At 60.2% G+C, this 18,722-nt stretch carries 17 protein-coding genes; 9 read left to right on the top strand and 8 right to left on the bottom strand.

Annotated features, from left to right (window positions below):
- Nucleotides 1-19 precede the first annotated feature (19 nt).
- Genes LY631_RS06055 through rarD form a run of 4 tightly spaced genes read left to right on the top strand, consistent with a single transcriptional unit; the run spans nt 20 to nt 4,047 of the window.
- A complete protein-coding gene (locus tag LY631_RS06055) occupies nt 20-523 on the top strand; it encodes a GFA family protein (RefSeq protein ID WP_274424222.1) in 504 nt (167 codons plus the stop codon).
- A complete protein-coding gene (gene pip, locus LY631_RS06050; RefSeq protein ID WP_274424221.1) occupies nt 520-1,473 on the top strand; it encodes a prolyl aminopeptidase in 954 nt (317 codons plus the stop codon). Before LY631_RS06055 ends, pip begins: the two co-directional genes overlap by 4 nt.
- On the top strand, nt 1,474-3,096 hold the full coding sequence (gene cimA, locus LY631_RS06045; RefSeq protein WP_274424220.1) for a citramalate synthase: 1,623 nt from the start codon (nt 1,474-1,476) through the stop codon (nt 3,094-3,096).
- 3 nt (nt 3,097-3,099) lie between these two features.
- Nucleotides 3,100-4,047 carry an EamA family transporter RarD gene (rarD, locus tag LY631_RS06040; RefSeq protein WP_274424219.1) on the top strand — a complete coding sequence of 316 codons (948 nt, stop codon included), beginning with the start codon at nt 3,100-3,102 and terminating at the stop codon, nt 4,045-4,047.
- Here the strand turns inward: rarD and LY631_RS06035 are convergent.
- On the bottom strand, nt 4,012-4,608 hold the full coding sequence (locus LY631_RS06035; RefSeq protein WP_274424218.1) for an LOG family protein: 597 nt from the start codon (nt 4,606-4,608) through the stop codon (nt 4,012-4,014). The two genes, rarD and LY631_RS06035, sit on opposite strands and share 36 nt — an antisense overlap.
- 168 nt (nt 4,609-4,776) lie before the next feature.
- On the opposite strand from LY631_RS06035, the gene LY631_RS06030 reads away from it, so the two are divergent.
- The 5 genes from LY631_RS06030 to pssA all read left to right on the top strand — a co-directional run bounded on the left by LY631_RS06030 (nt 4,777) and on the right by pssA (nt 10,698).
- A complete protein-coding gene (locus LY631_RS06030; RefSeq protein ID WP_274424217.1) occupies nt 4,777-6,660 on the top strand; it encodes a LysM peptidoglycan-binding domain-containing protein in 1,884 nt (627 codons plus the stop codon).
- 198 nt (nt 6,661-6,858) lie between these two features.
- Nucleotides 6,859-7,221, top strand: coding sequence for an ArsR/SmtB family transcription factor (locus LY631_RS06025; protein ID WP_445082842.1), 363 nt, complete (start codon nt 6,859-6,861; stop codon nt 7,219-7,221).
- 14 nt (nt 7,222-7,235) lie between these two features.
- The gene (locus LY631_RS06020; protein WP_274424216.1) at nt 7,236-9,116 is read left to right on the top strand and encodes an ABCB family ABC transporter ATP-binding protein/permease; all 1,881 of its coding nucleotides are present in this window, start codon (nt 7,236-7,238) and stop codon (nt 9,114-9,116) included.
- 68 nt (nt 9,117-9,184) lie between these two features.
- Nucleotides 9,185-9,883 carry a phosphatidylserine decarboxylase gene (locus LY631_RS06015; RefSeq protein ID WP_274424215.1) on the top strand — a complete coding sequence of 233 codons (699 nt, stop codon included), beginning with the start codon at nt 9,185-9,187 and terminating at the stop codon, nt 9,881-9,883.
- A complete protein-coding gene (pssA, locus tag LY631_RS06010) occupies nt 9,883-10,698 on the top strand; it encodes a CDP-diacylglycerol--serine O-phosphatidyltransferase (protein WP_274424214.1) in 816 nt (271 codons plus the stop codon). The genes LY631_RS06015 and pssA overlap by 1 nt, the downstream gene beginning before the upstream one ends.
- Before the next feature lie 18 nt (nt 10,699-10,716).
- Here the strand turns inward: pssA and LY631_RS06005 are convergent, their stop codons facing one another.
- From LY631_RS06005 to LY631_RS05975, 7 genes are all read right to left on the bottom strand, one after another.
- Entirely contained in the window at nt 10,717-11,433 is a 717-nt protein-coding gene (locus LY631_RS06005; RefSeq protein WP_274424213.1) for a 2-acyl-glycerophospho-ethanolamine acyltransferase, read from the bottom strand.
- A 177-nt stretch (nt 11,434-11,610) separates the two neighbouring features.
- On the bottom strand, nt 11,611-12,357 hold the full coding sequence (locus LY631_RS06000) for an SDR family NAD(P)-dependent oxidoreductase (protein WP_274424212.1): 747 nt from the start codon (nt 12,355-12,357) through the stop codon (nt 11,611-11,613).
- A 101-nt stretch (nt 12,358-12,458) separates the two neighbouring features.
- Entirely contained in the window at nt 12,459-13,931 is a 1,473-nt protein-coding gene (gene purF, locus LY631_RS05995) for an amidophosphoribosyltransferase (protein WP_274424211.1), read from the bottom strand.
- Nucleotides 13,932-13,977: 46 nt separating this feature from the next.
- Nucleotides 13,978-14,523 (bottom strand): CvpA family protein, encoded by a 546-nt coding sequence (locus tag LY631_RS05990; RefSeq protein ID WP_274424210.1) that lies wholly within the window; start codon nt 14,521-14,523, stop codon nt 13,978-13,980.
- Between the two features lie 60 nt (nt 14,524-14,583).
- Nucleotides 14,584-15,972: a DNA repair protein RadA gene (gene radA, locus LY631_RS05985; RefSeq protein ID WP_274424209.1), complete on the bottom strand. Its 1,389-nt coding sequence runs from the start codon at nt 15,970-15,972 to the stop codon at nt 14,584-14,586.
- Nucleotides 15,972-17,147 carry an alanine racemase gene (gene alr, locus LY631_RS05980; protein ID WP_274424466.1) on the bottom strand — a complete coding sequence of 392 codons (1,176 nt, stop codon included), beginning with the start codon at nt 17,145-17,147 and terminating at the stop codon, nt 15,972-15,974. The genes radA and alr overlap by 1 nt, the downstream gene beginning before the upstream one ends.
- Nucleotides 17,148-17,167: 20 nt before the next feature.
- Nucleotides 17,168-18,658 carry a replicative DNA helicase gene (locus LY631_RS05975; RefSeq protein WP_274424208.1) on the bottom strand — a complete coding sequence of 497 codons (1,491 nt, stop codon included), beginning with the start codon at nt 18,656-18,658 and terminating at the stop codon, nt 17,168-17,170.
- Between the last annotated feature and the right edge of the window lie 64 nt (nt 18,659-18,722).

Below are 18,722 nucleotides of genomic sequence, written 5' to 3'. Positions count from 1 at the left end.
GCGGTGGAAGGAGGCGAAGATGAGCTTAGACAACGAACCTGTCTACACCGGCGGTTGCCAGTGTGGCGCCGTGCGCTTCCGCGTGGAGGGAGCGCTAGGCGAACCATCGATCTGCCATTGCCGTATGTGCCAAAAGGCGTTCGGCAATTTTTACGCCCCGTTAGTTTCCGTACGGGATGCGAAGCTGGAGTGGACACGTGGAGAGCCGAAGCGCTTTCAATCGTCAAACCACGTCAAGCGTGGCTTCTGCGCCGATTGCGGAACACCACTCACGTTTGAGGCTCCTGGCGACAGTGCCGACGGAATTGCCCTTGCCATCGGCGCCTTCGACCATCCGGACGAACTCGCACCGCGCATCCAGTGGGGCATGGAGGGTAAGCTGCCTTACGTCGACACGCTCCATGAACTGCCGGGGCAGAGCACCATGGAGGATGCGCAATCGGCGCCGTATCTGAACGACGTCGTTTCATACCAGCACCCCGACCACGATACGGATAAATGGCCGTCCGAGGACGGGAAATGAGCGGATTGCGCAGCTATTATCCAGAGATTGAGCCGTTCGACAGCGGGATGTTGGATGTTGGGGACGGGCATTCGATCTACTGGGAGCGCGTGGGAACGCGCGGCGCCAAGCCTGCCGTTTTTCTTCACGGCGGGCCGGGCGGGGGCCTTTCGCCAGATCATCGGCGTGTGTTCGATCCCGATAAATACGATGTGATGCTGTTCGACCAACGCGGCTGCGGAAGGTCCATGCCGCACGCCTCGCTCGAGGCCAACACCACGTGGCACCTCGTGGACGACATCGAGTGTCTGCGAGAGATGATGGGCGTTGAAAGATGGCAGGTCTTCGGAGGGTCCTGGGGCTCGACCCTGGCGCTTGCCTACGCCGAAAGCCACCCAGAGCGCGTTTCCGAATTGATTGTGCGGGGCATCTACACGCTCACCAAAGCGGAGTTCGATTGGTATTACCAATTCGGCGTTTCCGAGATGTTTCCCGATAAATGGGAGCGTTTCGTCTCGATTATTCCCGAGGCCGAGCGCAGCGACCTGATGGGGGCATATCACAAGCGCCTGACGTCCGACGACAGGGCGGTGCAATTGGAGGCGGCGAAGACCTGGAGTTTGTGGGAGGGCGAGACCATTACGCTGCTTCCCGATCCTTCGCTGTCCGATCGGCATAGCGAAGATGAATTTGCCATAGCCTTTGCGCGCATCGAGAATCACTACTTTGTCCACGGCGGCTGGCTGGATGAAGGACAGTTGCTGCGCGAGGCGCACCGGCTGAAGGGCATTCCCGGCGTAATCGTCCATGGCCGCTACGACATGCCGTGCCCCTTGCGCGCGGCCTGGGAATTGCACAAGGCGTGGCCGGAAGCCGAGTTTCAGATCATCGAAGGCGTGGGCCACGCATTCTCCGAGCCGGGTATTCTCGACCGGCTAGTCCGCGCCACGGATCAGTTCGCGAGTCGTTAAATGTCTGCTTCAAGAAAAGAACGCATCTATCTGTTCGATACCACCTTACGTGATGGCCAGCAGACGCCTGGCATTGATTTCTCGGTTACGGACAAGATCGCCATTGCAGACCTGCTGGATGAATTGGGGGTCGATTATGTCGAGGGCGGGTATCCAGGTGCAAATCCCACGGATACGGAGTTCTTGAGCGCCAAGCGCACGAGCCGCGCTTCTTTCGTCGCATTCGGCATGACCAAGCGGGCAGGCGTTTCGGCTTCGAACGATCCGGGACTTGCCGCCATTCTCCAGTCGAAGAGCGATGCGGTCTGCTATGTCGCGAAGAGCTGGGATTATCACGTGCGGGTGGCGCTCGGCTGTTCCAATGAGGAGAATCTGGAGTCGATAGCCTCCTCGGTCGAGGCCGCGCGCTCGTCCGGCAAGGAGGCGATGGTCGATTGCGAGCACTTCTTCGACGGGTACAAGGCCAATCCGGATTACGCTCTGGCTTGTGTAAAGGCGGCTTACGAGGCCGGCAGCCGATGGGTGGTGTTGTGTGATACCAATGGCGGTACGCAGCCGGGCGAGGTGCGGGAGATCGTTGCGGCGGTGATCGCGGCGGGGATCCCTGGAGATCATCTGGGAATCCACGCCCATGACGATACGGGGCAGGCGGTCACCAACTCGCTTGCCGCGGTCGATGCCGGTGTACGCCAGATCCAGGGCACGATGAACGGCATTGGCGAGCGCTGCGGCAATGCCAATCTTGTCACAATCATCCCGACGCTCATGCTGAAGGCGCCTTATGCGGAGCGTTTCGAGCTTGGAATCTCACATGAAGAACTGAAGAACCTTTCGCGCATTGCTCACGCCTTCGATGAATTGCTCAACCGGGCACCGGATACGCAAGCGCCCTATGTGGGGGCTTCCGCTTTCGCCACAAAGGCCGGTATTCACGCCTCGGCGATCCTGAAGGAGCCGGAGACCTACGAGCATGTTCCACCGGACGCGGTTGGTAACGCGCGCCGGGTCATGATCTCGGACCAGGGCGGCAAGTCCAACTTCGTCTCCGAGTTGAAGCGCCGGGGTATTCCCGTCGACAAGAACGATCCTAAGCTGGACACTCTTATCTCGATCGTGAAGGAGCGCGAGGCGCAGGGCTATGCGTATGAGGGCGCCGATGCGAGCTTCGAGCTATTGGCCCGCCGTACGCTCGGCAAAGTGCCGGAATTCTTCAGGGTTGACGGATTCCGCTGCATGGTGGAGCGCCGCTTTGATGCGCGGGGAAACCTCAAAACCGTCTCGGAGGCGGTGGTGCGTGTCGCGGTCGACGGCGAACTGCTGCTTTCGGTTGCCGAAGGCCACGGGCCGGTGAATGCGCTGGATATCGCGCTCAGAAAGGATCTCGGCAAATATCAGGACGAGATCTCAGATCTGATGCTTGCCGACTACAAGGTGCGCATCCTCAACGGCGGTACGGAGGCCATAACGCGTGTGCTCATCGAGTCCAGCGACTCTTCAGGTGCGCGGTGGTGGACGGTAGGCGTGTCCGACAACATCATCGATGCCTCGTTCCAGGCGCTGATGGATTCCGTCGTCTACAAGCTGGTGAAAAACCGGGACAAGGTCGGCCTCGCGGCTGAATAGTTCATGACCGAAACTGCCTCGCCAACCAGCGCCACTGCCGATGACGAATCGGTGCGGGGCTTCATGTTTGCTTTCTCGGCATATTTCATCTGGGGGCTGTTGCCCTTCTTCATGAAAGCGGTGGCGCATATACCGGCCACGGAGATTGTCGCACATCGGGTGGTCTGGTCCGTGCCGCTGGCCGGAATCGTGCTTCTGGTCCTGCGGCGCACGGGGGACATCAAGCGGGCCTTCAGCTCACCGCGAACGCTGGTTATGGCTACGCTTACCGCAACCGTCATTTCCCTGAACTGGGGCGTTTACGTATGGGCCATCGCCGCGGACCGCGCCGTGGAAACCGCGCTTGGCTACTATATCAATCCGCTGGTCAGCATTGCGCTTGCAGCTGTTTTCCTGCGTGAGCGCCTGGGCGCGCTGCAGATCTCGGCGGTGGGGCTGGCCGCCATTGCCGTCGTTATCCTGACGGTCGATGCAGGCGGTCTGCCCTGGGTCTCATTGGTGCTCGCGCTGGCCTTCGCGACCTATGGTTTTCTCCGCAAGACACTTCCCATCGGCCCGAGCCAGGGATTCTTCCTCGAAGTTCTCATTTTGAGCCTGCCCGCGCTGCCCTATATCGGCTGGCTGGCGTGGACAGGGCAGGGGCACTTCCGCATGTCGGAGCCCGGCGACATCGGCTTGCTTCTGGCCTGCGGACCGATAACGGCGATACCGCTGATGTTCTACGCGTTCGGTGCGAAGCTTTTGCGCTATTCGACGATCGGCATCATGCAATACATTGCGCCGACGATGATTTTCCTGGTCGCGGTCTTCATTTTCAAGGAGCCGTTCAGTGGTGTGCGGGCCTTCGCCTTCGTCCTTATCTGGTCCGCTCTGATTATCTACACTTGGCCGATGCTCAGGGCGCATTATGTGGCGTCAAAGGCGGTCGATGACCGCAGTATCCCCGGCTGAACGCGGACGGGTGTCGAGGAGAGCCGGGACGATGCCCTCCACACGATCCACGACAAGAGGTTGTACGCGGTTTTGAGTGTGAACAAAGCCTTGCGCCGTCATGTGCTTGAGCAGTGCGAGCAAGGGGTCCCAGAAGCCGTCGATATTGGCGAAGACGATCGGCTTTTCATGCCGGCCGAGCTGTGCCCAGGTCATGATTTCAACGATTTCCTCCAGCGTGCCGATACCGCCCGGCATCGCTACAAATGCATCGGAACGCTCGAACATCATGTGTTTGCGCTGATGCATGTTGTCGGTGACGATGAGGTCGTCCATCTTTGCAAGGGCGGTCTCCGTCGCTTCCTTGTTCATAAGAAAGCGTGGAATGATACCCGTTACGGCACCGCCTTCCTCGAGACAGCCAGCAGCGACGGCTCCCATTATACCTTTGGTGCCGCCGCCATAGACAAGGCGCAATCCGGCACGCGCAAGCCGGTTGCCGAGAAGGCGGCCCGCGGCCACATAATCATTTATGCCGCTCGACGAGCCGCAGTAAACGCAAACTGATTCGACTGTGTTCATGTCAGCATTGGTTAGTGTGCTTCTCTGATGGGTCAAGGGCTTAGGGCCTTCGGACAGTTACCGCGTGCCGCGGCGCTGTTGTTGAGGGGGCCTACCTTGTCGATACCGGTAAAACGCGATAGACCGTCCTAAAGGGTGCAAGGGCCGTTATATATGGCGAATAATTCATTGAAAGTATTGTTTTTGGGTGCCGGAGTTCTGATCGGAGGACTCGGGGCGGCCTATTTCGCCGGCGCTTTGGATCCGACTTTGAGAATGGCCGAGGGCGCGGCTGTGGATGCGCCGGAAACGTCCGAGCAATCGGCCACGGATCAGCCGTCGCAAAACGAGATTGTCTCCGCAACCGGCTCTGCCGACCAAGAGCGGTCGCAGGAAGAAGAACAACAACAGTTTCAAGGCTTGATTCCGGGCGGTTCGAGCAATGTGAATGTAAGCGAGGCAGCACCGGAGGGCGAAGGCGAGGGTGATGCAGAGCCAGGCGGCAATGCCGAGAACTCAGAGGTTGCCGTTCCGACCTTCGATCTGTTGCGAGTGGAGCCCGATGGCTCGATGGTCATCGCGGGGAAAGCTGCTGCGGACGCGGAAGTGCAGGTCCTAAACGGTTCTTCGGTTCTTGCGACCACCGAGACGGGGATGTCCGGTGACTTTGCGGCCGTTCTCGACGAGCCTCTGAAACCCGGCGACTACAATATCGTGCTTCGCGGAACTTCCCCGGAGAGCGTTGTAACCTCCGTGGAAACCGCCATCGTCTCGATTCCAAGCAACGAGAGCGGTCAGGTTGTCGCGCTGGTGCAGGAGCCTGGCGTGCCGAGCCGGTTGATCACAGTCCCGCAGGCAGAGCCGGCAGAAGCGCCGGACGGCACGGACAAGCAAGAAGCAGCCGAGATCTCCGGCCCGATGAATCCGCCTGATGCTGAGACGGACGGGGATGAGGGCGCTGGTGACGAGACCGAAGGAGGTCCCGCGGACCGAGTAAACAACGAGGTGCCCTCGGAAGCCGAAACGGCAGGCGAAGACGAAGCATCCTCCTTGGCTGCAAGGTCGGATCTACCGGACACAACGGACAATGTAGACGATCAGGCCGCATCCGGGCCGACTGATGAAGAGCTGTCGCCGGATATCGAGGCGCGAGAGGATAGTGGAACGTCACCAGAGGCGAACCAGGAGGCGGCTTCTGAGAGCCAAACCGAAGCTTCCCCCGAGGCACGCCAGGACGTTGCGGAAGCTAGAGACGGAAATGACTCAGCCGGTTTCGAGGCGTCGGCTTCAGAGGCTGCGGATGCCTCGCCGTTCATCGAAGCGGTGGAGATTGACGGTCGCCAAGTGTTTGTGGCCGGCAGAGCCAAACCTGGACATCGTGTGCGTGTCTACATCAACGATATTCTGCTTGGACAGACCGATGCCACCCCAGACGGTACTTTTCTGATCGAAGCCGAGCGTGATCTTCCGGCCGGTGATTATATCGTGCGTGCTGATGTCCTTGATAGCGACGGTTCAGAAGTCATCGCGCGGGCTGCCGTTCCGTTTGAGCGTCCGGCCGGCGATCATTTTGCCGCGGTGGCGGGGGAAGGCGGCGCTGAACAGGCTTCGGATGAGGCGCGGAACGAGGCGGACGATGAAAGCGCCGTATCGCGGCCCGGGAATGATGAGATACCTGAACGGCTCGTGCGTTCGCGTCCCGGTGAGAGCATGGACCGGACCGAGGAAGATGATAGCTCGATGGAGGGCGGCGGTGCGGTCTTCCCTCCGAGCACGCCGCGGGATGAAACCCGCGAGGTGGTTATGCCGCCGCTCGAGCCCACAGATGGCTCGGTGATCATCCGGCGTGGTGACACGTTGTGGCACATCTCGCGCCGTGTTTACGGTCAGGGCGTGCGCTACAGCACGATCTATCTCGCAAATCAGGAACAAATTCGTGACCCCGACCTGATTTATCCCGGTCAGATCTTTTCCGTCCCGGATTCGACGGACGAGGGTGAGGCTGCGAATTTCGACGCCATCCAGGATCAAGCTTTGTCGCCTGACGAAGCCGCTGCAGAAGTGGATAGCTAAGGTCGGTTATAGTCGCGTGAACGGGCTGCAATGGCCCTTCTTGCCCTCCCGGTGCCCAAGTCCCCGCATGTACGTTCCGCCCCGGTTTCCAAACCACCATTTTTGGCTTGTCAGTCATGATGACAGAGGTTGAAAATCTACCTGCCGGTGGCCGGGTCGTTTGCTTTTTTAATCTTCATCGTTTATCGGCGATAGACGATGAAGATACCTCTCGACATTTCGCTCGAACGGAGTTGCAGTAGGGCTGGCGATGGCTGCGGGCCTGAGCGGCTCGCGCATTCCATGGCCGCGCTCGGGCACCCGGCCCGGATTGCGATCTTGCGTCACCTTTCCGGCGTTCAGGCATGTTGCTGCAAAGAGGTGGTCGCTCAGTTCGATCTCGCGCAATCCACGGTTTCCCAGCACCTGAAGGTGCTTCATGAGGCCGGCCTGGTGTGCCGGACATCACAGGGGCAGAAATCCTGTTATGCGGTTGACCGGAACGCTCTGCGCGAGCTTTCGGGCGGTTTTCACGACCTGATCGACATGTGCGTCGCAGGCGAATCAGAATCCCAAGGCTAACACGGGACTTTTTCTTGGCTCAAAAGACAGTATCCGCCGAATCCGGCGCCACATTGCGAACATTGCTGAATCTCTGGCCCTTCATGTGGCCATCCGATCGCCCGGACCTGAAGATGCGCGTGGCCATGGCGACCTTCTTTCTCGTCCTGGCGAAGGTGGTGCTCGTCCTTGTGCCGTATTTCTACAAATGGGCGACAAACGCTCTTTCCGGCGAGGGGGCGCCACCGGCTTACATCCCTGCGGCTTTGGCCGGGCCGCTGATGTTGGTGGTCGCCTATAACTTGATGCGCATCACCCAGCAGGGATTCAATCAACTCCGCGACGCACTTTTTGCGCGGGTCGGTCAGCATGCCGTCCGTCAGCTTGCCTATCGCACATTCGTGCATATGCACGCGCTCTCGCTGCGCTTCCATCTGGAGCGGCGGACAGGCGGCCTTTCGCGCATTATCGAGCGTGGCACCAAAGGCATCGACGTGATCGTCCGGTTCACGATCCTGAACACGCTTCCCACTCTACTGGAATTCGCGCTTTCGGCCGTCGTGTTCGCGATCGCCTATGGCTGGGCCTATGTCAGCATCATTGCCGTTACGGTTTGTGCCTATATCTGGTTCACTGTCCTTGCCAGCAACTGGCGTATCGCCATCCGCAGGGAAATGAACAACTCGGATACGGACGCGAACACAAAGGCGATCGACTCGCTGCTCAACTTCGAGACAGTGAAATATTTCAATAACGAAGCCATGGAAGCGCGCCGCTTTGATGGCGCGATGGTGCGCTATGAGGAGGCCGCGACGAGGACGTGGACATCACTCGGCTGGCTCAATTTCGGGCAGGGGATAATCTTTGGTCTCGGCATGGCTTCCGCTATGGGACTATCTGCCTGGGAGGTGATGCGGGGAACGCAGACGATCGGCGACTTCGTCTTCATCAACGCGCTCCTGATGCAGCTTTCCATTCCGCTCAATTTCATCGGTTCGATCTACCGGGAAATTCGCCAGGCCCTCACCGATATCGAGCAGATGTTCGATCTGCTGGACGTTCCAGCGGAGGTGCAGGATCGGCAGGGAGCCAAACCTCTGGAGGTGAGTGAGGGGCAAGTCCGCTTCGAAAACGTGTGTTTTGCCTACGATCCCAGCCGTCCCATTCTCAAGGGCATAAGCCTGGATATCCCGGCGGGGAAAACCGTCGCCGTTGTTGGCCCTTCCGGCGCTGGGAAATCGACGATTTCCCGACTGCTCTTCCGCTTCTACGACGTTCAGCAAGGCGCTATCCTGATCGACGGGCAGGATCTGCGCGATGTCACCCAGGAGAGCCTGCGAGCGGCCATCGGGATGGTTCCGCAGGATACGGTGCTTTTCAACGACACGATCGCCTACAATATCCGATACGGACGCCCGGATGCGAGCCAAGAGGAGGTGCGCCGCGCAGCGGAACTGGCGCAGATCGCCGATTTCATCGAAGACCTACCGGACGGTTACGAGACCATGGTCGGCGAGCGGGGCCTGAAACTCTCCGGCGGTGAAAAGCAGCGCGTGGCTATCGCCCGGACGATACTCAAGGCGCCGCCGATCCTGATCCTCGATGAGGCTACGTCAGCGCTGGACACCCATACCGAGCAGGATATCCAGGCGGCGCTCGATTTGGTCAGCCGCGGGCGGACGACTTTGGTAATCGCGCATCGGCTCTCCACCGTGATTGCTGCCGATGAGATCATCGTCTTGCGGGCAGGCCAAATCGAGGAAAGAGGCACACATCGAGCCCTGCTCGACAAAGGCGGGCTTTATGCGGAGATGTGGAACCGTCAACGTGAGGCCAGCGAGGCGGAGGAGCGGCTTCGGCGGGCGCGCGAAACCGATGAGATGGGGATGGTTGTCCGCCACGAGCCAACCTATTGAGTATCTGCGTTGCTAGCGTGGTCGCTTTCCGGTAGGAATGCGGCACTTGCAATCAACTAAGCAACCGCATGAGCCTGACCGACACGATCCGAAACACGCTGGTGCCGATCCACCGAGAAGGGTATTCATTCATTGCAGGTTTCGGGGTGGCTACGCTCATCCTCGGACTGCTATGGGGGCCGCTGTTCTGGATCGGCCTGATACTGACGGCCTGGTGCACCTATTTTTTCCGCGATCCGCCGCGGGTCACGCCGGTTGACGACCGGCTGGTCGTTGCGCCGGCCGATGGCATCGTCTCTTCCGTCGGTCCGACCGTGCCACCCCGTGAACTGGGCTTATCCGAGACGGAGATGATTCGTATTTCCGTCTTCATGAATGTCTTTTCCTGCCACATAAACCGCGCGCCGGTGCGCGGGCGCATTTCCTTGATCGAGCATCGGCCGGGTCAGTTTCTCAATGCGGATCTCGACAAGGCGAGCACCGAGAACGAGCGCAACAGTCTGGTGATCGAAGGCGCTCACGGTCCGGTCGCGGTGGTTCAGATTGCCGGCCTCGTCGCCCGCAGGATCGTCTGCTGGGCGGAAGCGCCGGGCGAGATCGCTGTCGGCGAGCGTTTCGGCCTCATCCGTTTCGGGTCGCGCGTTGATGTGTATCTTCCGCCAGAGGCGCGTCCGCGTGTTGCAGTAGGCCAGGTTTCCGTCGGTGGGGAAACCATTATTGCGGAATTCGGAAGTGAAGCGGCTCCGCCGCTCGTGCGCGTGTCCTGATGGCGGGCCCGTTTGCTCCCTTCGAGCCACACGGTAACGGCGGGCCACGCATTCGCGAGATCCCGCTACGCCTCATCGTGCCCAATCTGATCACTGTCCTGGCAATCTGCGCAGGGCTGTCGGGCATCCGGCTTGCGTTTGAAGGCCGGCTAGAGACAGCCGTTCTGATGGTGCTGCTTGCAGCCTTTCTGGACGCGGTGGACGGGCGCGTTGCGCGAATGCTGAAGGCGACATCCAAGTTCGGCGCCCAGATGGATTCGCTCGCCGATATTGTCAATTTCGGGGTTGCGCCGGCGCTGGTGCTCTACGCTTACATTCTGGAGGGGGCAGGGGCCCTGGGCTGGATTGCGGCGCTGCTCTTCGCGATAGCCTGCGGACTTCGGCTGGCGCGTTTCAATGTGATGCTGGACGATGAAGACAAACCGGCCTGGCAGGGGGATTACTTCGTCGGCATCCCCGCGCCGGCGGGCGCCGCGCTGGTCATGCTTCCGATTTATCTCGGTTTCGTAGGCATCGAGCCCGGGCCCACTCTCGAGCTTGCAGCCTGTGTTTATACGATCGCGGTCGGCTTCCTTCTGATCAGCAGGCTGCCGGTTTACTCAGGCAAAGCGTCGGGAAGCCGGGTTCGCCGCGAACTCGTGATCCCGATAATGCTGGGGGTCGTCCTTTATGCGCTGCTGCTTGCAAGCTTTACATGGGTGACGCTGAGCGCGTCCGCTGTCCTTTACTTCGGGTTCCTGATCGTGAGTGTCCGCGCATATGCGCGCCGGGCCGCGCAGGAGGAGGCGAAGCAGGAAAGCGGGAAAGAAGAGTAAATTTCCATAGAGATCGGCTTACGCCGCAGTGCGGTTCTCCGCGATGGGTGCTGGTTCTCCGCGCGCCTGCAGCATGCGGGCGAAAAAGGCGTTCGCCGCCATCGGCTTTTCCAGGCTGGAATGGTCGACCATTTCCGTGATGGTCATCGGGGCAAGTGTGCTGACGCGCAAGTTTGGCAGCACACGCCGTTCGACATCCGGCGGAGCGAGAGAAAAAGCCGTGTGCCGTGCACCATCTACGTGAATGGGCACGACGCGCGCCCCGGCCTTTGCCGCGATCCTGGCAATTGCGCGGAAAAGGCGGAAGCTCTTGGGATCAGGTGACGCATCGTCCGGAAGGTAGACCGCCAGGCGGCCGTTTCCCTTCAGGCGCCGAACCAGACGGCGGCTGACAAACACATGATGCGTATTGAAGGCGATTGTGCGTCCCAGCGCGCGCCACGGGTCAAGCCACCAGGCTCGGGAAGATGCATTGTCGAGAATATGCAGGGTGTCGTGCGGCAGGAGCGCCAGCATCAGCGCCGGTTCCAACCGGGATTGGTGCCAGACGGCGTAGATAACGGGAAATTCGACCGCATGGACCTGTCTGACAGCACGGTCGTCTATGCGGAAAAGTGCTTTGAAGGGCACATAAAGCAGCGCCTGATGCATGTTTATGCCTAGCCGCAATCGGCTATAGAGTGCCGTTGCAAGCCACAAAGCAAGGAGAGCGCCCACCAGAATAATGGCGATCATCCGTGCCCTCCCATGGATCGTCTGCGCTGTGACATCGGAAAAAGGAGTCCAATCAAATGATTGTAGGGAACTTCTAATCCATTCCTTATGCCGGCGCATCCAGTGCCCAGCGTCACTCCCAAGTTCGGGTGCAGGGTAGTGGAAGATGAGAGGAGATCAATATAATTTTCGACGCATCTACTCCGGCATCCTGTAGCTGAGAAACCGGTTCTTTCGAACATCGAAAATTTCGCCAGTCTGCTCGAGAGCCGGACTCGCCAGTGGAAGGATCTTGGACGCCACGTCCGAAGGATGGGGAAGGGTTTCCGGATCCTCGCCGGGCATGGCCTGCGCGCGCATGGCGGTGCGGGTCGCGCCCGGATTTACGGCATTGACACGTAGAGATATGTTCCTTGTTTCGTCCGCCCAGGAACGAACGATCGCTTCAACCGCGGCCTTTGAGGCCGCATAGGGACCCCAGAATGCACGGGCCGAATGGGCCGCGCCGGAGGACATGATAATAGCACGACCTGCATCCGACATTCTCAGAAGCGGGTCGACTGAGCGAATCAGCCTCCAGGTTGAGGTCACGTTGATGTTCATCACCTTTTCAAAGGTGCGTGCTTCCACATGGCCAATGGGCGAAATCACACCCAGGATTCCGGCGTTTGCAACGAGAATGTCCAGCTTGCCCCAGCGCTCGTGGATTGCTCCGCCCAGGCGATCGATCCCTTCCATGTCCGTGAGATCGAGCGGGACCAGAGTTGCTTCGCCACCTGCGCTTTTGATCTCGTCATCCAGCTCTTCAAGGCCGCCTATGGTGCGTGCGACGGCAACCACATGCGCACCGGCGGCGGCAAGTTCCCTCGCGAGAAAATAGCCGATGCCGCGCGATGCGCCGCTAATCAGGGCGGTGCGGCCGGAAAGATCGATGGGGTCGGGCATAGCGCTTCCTTCGCGTTGGCGATTCCCGGGGGTCATATTACGAAACAGCGCACGGAGAAAGACTCAGGAGACCGTCTTGCGAAGGATAAGGTAGGGTTTATCTATTGTCCGCCTGCAGCCAGAAGCGAAAGCTGGCGGACGTTGTCGGTCCCCTGCTGGTCAGTCAATCGCGTCGGGTAGTCCTTCGTGAAACAGGCATCGCAGAATTGCGGAATTTCATTGTTGCGCGCGGCCTCTCCGACGGCGCGGTAAAGCCCGTCGATGGAGAGGAAACTAAGAGAGTCCACGCGGATAAAATCCGCCATCTCCTCGATTGACATGCGCGAGGCAAGGAGTTTTGCCGCCGAGGGCGTATCAACGCCGTAAAAGCAGGAGGCGCGCGTGGGCGGTGAGGCGATGCGCATGTGCACCTCCGTGGCGCCGGCGTCGCGGACCATCTGCACGATCTTTTGGCTTGTCGTGCCGCGAACGATGGAGTCGTCCACCAGCACGATGCGCTTTCCCTCAATCAGCTTGCGGTTGGCGTTATGCTTCAGCTTCACGCCCATATGCCGGATCGAGTCGGAGGGCTGAATGAAGGTGCGCCCGACGTAGTGATTGCGGATGATGCCCAGCTCGAAGGGAAGTCCCGCGGCCTGCGCAAAGCCGATGGCGGCGGGCGTACCGGAATCGGGCACGGGTACGACAATGTCGGCTTCGACAGGATTTTCATTTGCAAGCTCGGCACCGATACGCTTGCGCACTTCGTAGACATCACGGCCTTCGACGGTGGAGTCAGGACGGGCGAAATAGACGTATTCGAAGATGCAAAAGCGCTGACGCTCCTGGGCAAAGGGGAAATGGCTTTCGACGCCCTCTTCTGTGATGACGACCATTTCGCCGGGCTTCAGGTCCCGAACAAAGCGGGCGCCGATGATGTCGAGAGCGCAACTTTCCGAGGCCAGGATATAAGTGCCGTCCAAATCCCCGAGAACCAGCGGGCGGATACCCAGCGGATCACGGCAGCCGATCATCTTTTTGGACGTCAGTGCAACCAGCGAAAAAGCGCCTTCAAGCTGCCCCAGGGCATCAATGAAGCGACCGACTGTGTTGTGCTTCAGGCTCGTGGCAACCAGATGCAGAACCGTTTCGGTGTCCGAGGTGGAAGAGAATATCGCGCCCTGCTTCTGCAGGCGGCGCTGCACGGTCATTGCGTTGGTGATGTTGCCGTTGTGGGCGAGGGCAAGTCCGCCCTCCGCAAGCTCTGCGAAGAAAGGCTGGACATTGCGCAATCCGGAGCCACCGGTCGTGCCGTAGCGCGTGTGGCCGATCGCGCGCCCGCCTTTTAGCCGCTCGAGGATAGCCGGTTTCGTGAACGTGTCGCCGATCAGGCCGATATGCCGCTCGACGTGAAATTGGCTGCCGTCGAAGGAAACGATACCCGCGGCTTCCTGGCCGCGATGCTGCAGAGCGTGCAGTCCGAGGGTCGTTATGGCCGCGGCGTCCTGGCGCTCGAAGATGCCGAACACACCGCATTCGTCGTGGAAATGATCGTCGGATTCGCCTGCGAGAGGCATTTCTGCTTTGTCCACCATGAACGGCCGCTCTTTTTCTTTCCGCGTTCAAGACGGCCGGAGGCCGTCAGTTGGCTTCCCCTGTATCGCCTGCCCCTTCGGCGTTGGGAGACACGCGATCGAGAATGGTTAAATCAGCGTTCTCGTTCACCAGATCCTGAAGCCAATGCCCAACGCTTTCCAGCAATGGCCTCGACTTTGCTTCCGATATCCAGCCTGGAGGGGACGATCCCAGAAACCAGCCCAGAAACATATATGCAACGGCTACGACGAGGATGCCGCGTGCGGCTCCATATAGAAAGCCCAGCGTACGGTCCAACGCACCGACCCGCGAATCAACGATGAAATCAGCGATCTTCATCGTAATGATTGTGACGATAATCAGCGTAACCAGGAATACCGCGCCGGCTGCAATCCCAAGAGCGAGCATCGCATTTCCTATATAGGGCGTCACATAGGGTAATACGACAGGATAGAGGAAATAAGCCGCGATTGCGGCGAGAATCCAGGATGCGACGGATAATATCTCACGCGAGAAACCGCGCACCATGGCGAGCATAGCCGAGACGAGAGTGAAACCCACTAGAATGCCGTCAAGCAGCGTGATTGGCATTGTTACCCCTAATCTTTTCCCCACCGGGATGTTTGCGCTGTGTTCTTTTTCTTGCCCCGGTCATTCTGCCGCGCGCGACCCTGCAATTTCCGCAACGAGGTCCGCGAGCCCTTCCGGCCTTTGCGCCTTCGCAGCAATGCCTCCGACCGCTTCTTCGCTGCCCGGCGGCATGACGGCGCGCGTAAAGCCCAATTTCTCAGCTTCCTTCAAACGGCTTGCCGCATGCGCCACCGGCCGAACGGCGCCCGAGAGGCTGATTTCGCCGAAATAGACGCAATCGGCGGGAAGGGCAAGCCCGGTGAGTGAGGATACAAGTGCGGCGGCCACCGCCAAATCGGCTGCAGGTTCCGTAATCCGATAGCCGCCGGCAATGTTAAGGTAGACATCATGGTTGGAAAAGCGCACGCCGCAATGCGCCTCAAGCACGGCCAATACCATTGAAAGGCGCGAGGAATCCCAGCCGACCACCGCCCGCCGTGGCGTGCCCAAAGTCGATGGCGCAACGAGGGACTGTATCTCGACCAGAACCGGCCGCGTGCCTTCCATCCCGGCAAATACCGCTGCGCCCGGAGCGGCGGCAGTACGCTCGCCAAGAAACAGCTCCGACGGGTTGGATACTTCGCGCAGGCCCTGGTCGCCCATTTCGAACACACCGATTTCGTCCGTGGGGCCGAAACGGTTCTTGACTGTGCGCAGGATGCGGTAGTGATGCCCGCCTTCGCCCTCGAAATAAAGGACGCCGTCCACCATGTGTTCAACCACGCGAGGACCGGCAATCTGTCCTTCTTTTGTTACGTGACCGACCAGCACAATGGCGGCTCCGGTCGATTTTGCGTAACGGATCATCGCCTGGGCGGCGGCGCGCACCTGCGTGACCGTTCCTGGAGCCGAGTCTGCCAGATCCGTCCACAGGGTCTGAATGGAATCGAGAATGAGGAGGTCGGGCCGGCGTCCTTCGCCGATGGTGGCCAGGATATCTTCCACATTGGTTTCGGCGGCGAGCTCGACAGAGGTGTCCGCTACACCGAGACGCTGGGCGCGCAGGCGAATTTGGGCGACCGCTTCCTCGCCGGAAACATAGACGATCCGATGCCCTTTGGCGGCGAGGGCGGCTGCTGCCTGGGTCAACAAGGTCGATTTGCCGATGCCCGGATCGCCGCCAACCAGAAGCGCGGAGCCGCGCACGAAACCTCCACCGGTCGCGCGGTCGAGCTCGGCAATACCGGTGGCGATCCGCGGTGCATCCTCGATGTCACCTGAAAGAGTGGTCAGCGCGACCGCTCGTCCGGCGCGCGCCTTCTTGAGCGATTGCGGCCCGCCGCCAATGCCGCTGCCCGTACCTTCCTCGATAAGCGTGTTCCACTCGCCGCAACCGTCGCATTTGCCGGCCCAGCGGGCATGCACCGTTCCGCAGTTCTGACAGATGAACTGGACGCGCGCTCTCGCCATCAGCGTTTGCTCCGATCTTGCCCGGATTTCGCATCAGCCTCGATGTACTCCCGGTGATAGCGCTGGCCGAGGGAGGTCAGGACCTCATAGGAGATCGTACCGGCGGCGTCTGCCATCCGGTCGATGGGCATGTTAGGGCCGAACAGTTCGATATGATCGCCGACAGCAACGGCATCTGCGCCGAGGTCGGTCACGTCGAACATGGTGAGATCCATCGTCACCCTGCCGAGAAGGGGGACCTCCCGCCCGTGGAGGAAGCCGGATGCACCGGGCTGGCCCAACTTGCGCAGAGGAACCGCCGCGCTCGAGGCTGATCTGTGATATCCGTCCGCATAACCGGTCGAAGCAACGGCGATGATCGTGTCTCGCATGAGAGGCGTGGCGGCATAGCTTACCGTTTCGCCCGCCCGCGCATAGCGTACCTGTGCAACACGGGTTTCTGCGGTAACAACGGGTTTCATCGGGTTCGGACCATCCGCGGCAGCACCGCCGTAAAGGGCGATGCCTGGGCGTGTAAGGTCGCAAAGAAAATCACCGCCGAGAAAAATGCCGGCGGAATTGCAAAGGCTTGCCGGAACACCTGGGAAGAGCATTCGCACAGCCTGGAATCCCGACAACTGCCGTGCGTTCATCGGATCGTCCGGCGTGCCGGCGCAGGCAAGATGGCTCATCACCAGTATCGGAGTCAGCGCGCCGGTCAGCGCGTTCTCTTCCACGAGGGCTCGCGCGCGTTCATAGGTGAGGCCCAGGCGGTTCATGCCTGTGTCAACGTGAATTACGCAGGGGCGGGGATCCTCGCTGTCCCAACCATGAGCTTCCCATATGGAAAGGTCGCTTTGCGAGCCGAGAACAGGGATCAGCCGTGCTTCGCGATGCACAGCCGCTGCCTCGGTGCCGAAGAGACCATTCAGGACGAAAATCTCGGAGTCCGGTACGGCCTCCCGCAGCGCTACACCTTCGTGCGGAAGCGCGACAAAGAAACGTCGGCAGCCGGCAGTCCACAGCGCACGTGCGGCCGGCCGTATGCCGATCCCGTAGGCATCCGCCTTGACTACCGCCGCGGCCTCTGCCGGGGCGGAGCGTGCCGCGAGGAAACGGTAATTTTCCGCCAGAGCCGACAGATCGATGGTCAGACGTCCGCCCGCCAAATGGGGCTCCAGCCCCCCACCGCTCATATGAGGAATTCTTGCCACGTCTATTCAAAACGCTCCGGCAGGTGCGATTCCTCGGCCAAATCCGAAAAGCGGGTGAATTCGCCCTGGAAGCCAAGACTAACGGTGCCCGTGGGGCCGTGGCGCTGCTTGGCCACGATCACCTCGGCTTTACCACGCATCTCGTTCATTTCGGATTCCCACTTGATGTGCTCCTCCGTGCCCGGCTTTGGCTCTCGGTTCTGGAGGTAATATTCCTCACGGTACACGAAGAGCACCACGTCGGCATCCTGCTCGATGGAACCCGATTCACGCAAATCGGAAAGCTGTGGGCGCTTGTCGTCACGGCTTTCGACCTGGCGCGAGAGCTGGGAGAGCGCGAGGATCGGCACACCAAGCTCCTTTGCAAGAGCCTTTAGACCTGTGGTGATTTCGGTGATTTCCTGCACGCGGTTTTGCGCCGCGCGTGCGGATGTTCCTTGCATCAGCTGAACGTAGTCGACCACGATGACATCAAGTCCGCGTTGCCGCTTCAGCCGGCGGGCACGCGCTGCCAACTGGGCGATGGAGATGCCGCCGGTCGCATCGATGTAGAGCGGCCTGTCCTGCATCATCTGCGCGCAACCAACGAGCTTTTCGAAATCGGCTTCGGTAATTTCGCCGCGCCGGATCTTGGAGGAGGGGATTTCGGTTTGCTCGGAGATGATGCGGGTGGCGAGCTGCTCGGAAGACATTTCCAGCGAGAAAAAGCCCACCACACCGCCGTTGGCGGCGGCAAAGGAGCCATCAGCCTGCTGTGCCGGCTCGTAAGCGGAGGCTATGTTCCAAGCGATGTTCGTGGCCAGTGAGGTTTTACCCATGCCCGGGCGACCGGCGAGGATGATCAGGTCCGATGGCTGCAGCCCACCCATGCGCCGGTCGAGGTCCTGCAACCCGGTCGCGATCCCGGAGAGGTGCCCGTCGCGCATAAAGGCGGCGTTTGCCATATCAACGGCGATCTTCGTCGCGTCGCCGAAGCTCTCGAATCCCCCGTCGTAACGTCCGGTCTCGGCCAGTTCGAACAGCCGCCGCTCGGCGTCCTCGATCTGATCCTGAGGCGACATGTCAACCGGCGCATCGTAGGCGATGTTGACCATGTCCTCGCCGACTGTGATCAAGGCCCGGCGCACGGCCAGATCGTAGATGGCGCGGCCGTAATCTGCTGCATTGATGATGGTTACCGCTTCGGCAGCCAGTCGGGCGAGGTACTGTGCCACCGTCATTTCGCCCACCTTTTCCTCGGCAGGCAGGAAGGTCTTCATAGTGACAGGATTGGCGGTCTTTCCCATGCGGACAAGCTCGCCCGCGACCTCATAAATCTTCCGATGCAGAGGCTCCAGAAAATGCTCGGGTTTCAGAAAGTCCGAGACCCGGTAAAACGCATCGTTGTTGACCAGAATCGCGCCAAGGAGCGCCTGCTCGGCTTCAATATTGTTGGGCGCTTCGCGATATGAAGGCGTTTCCGCCGTATTCAACTTGCGGACTGCGTCGGCCATTGTATTTCCATTGTCTCTATCGGCTGCCGGTACACAGCGGACACAGTCCGGCACCCCCCGGTTC

Origin of the sequence: Chelativorans sp. YIM 93263 (assembly GCF_028767125.1) — a bacterium.
In the GTDB taxonomy this organism is placed as follows: Bacteria; Pseudomonadota; Alphaproteobacteria; order Rhizobiales; family Rhizobiaceae; genus Chelativorans.
The sequence above is the reverse complement of the archived record's forward strand: the minus strand, read 5'-3'. Positions and strand labels throughout refer to the sequence as shown.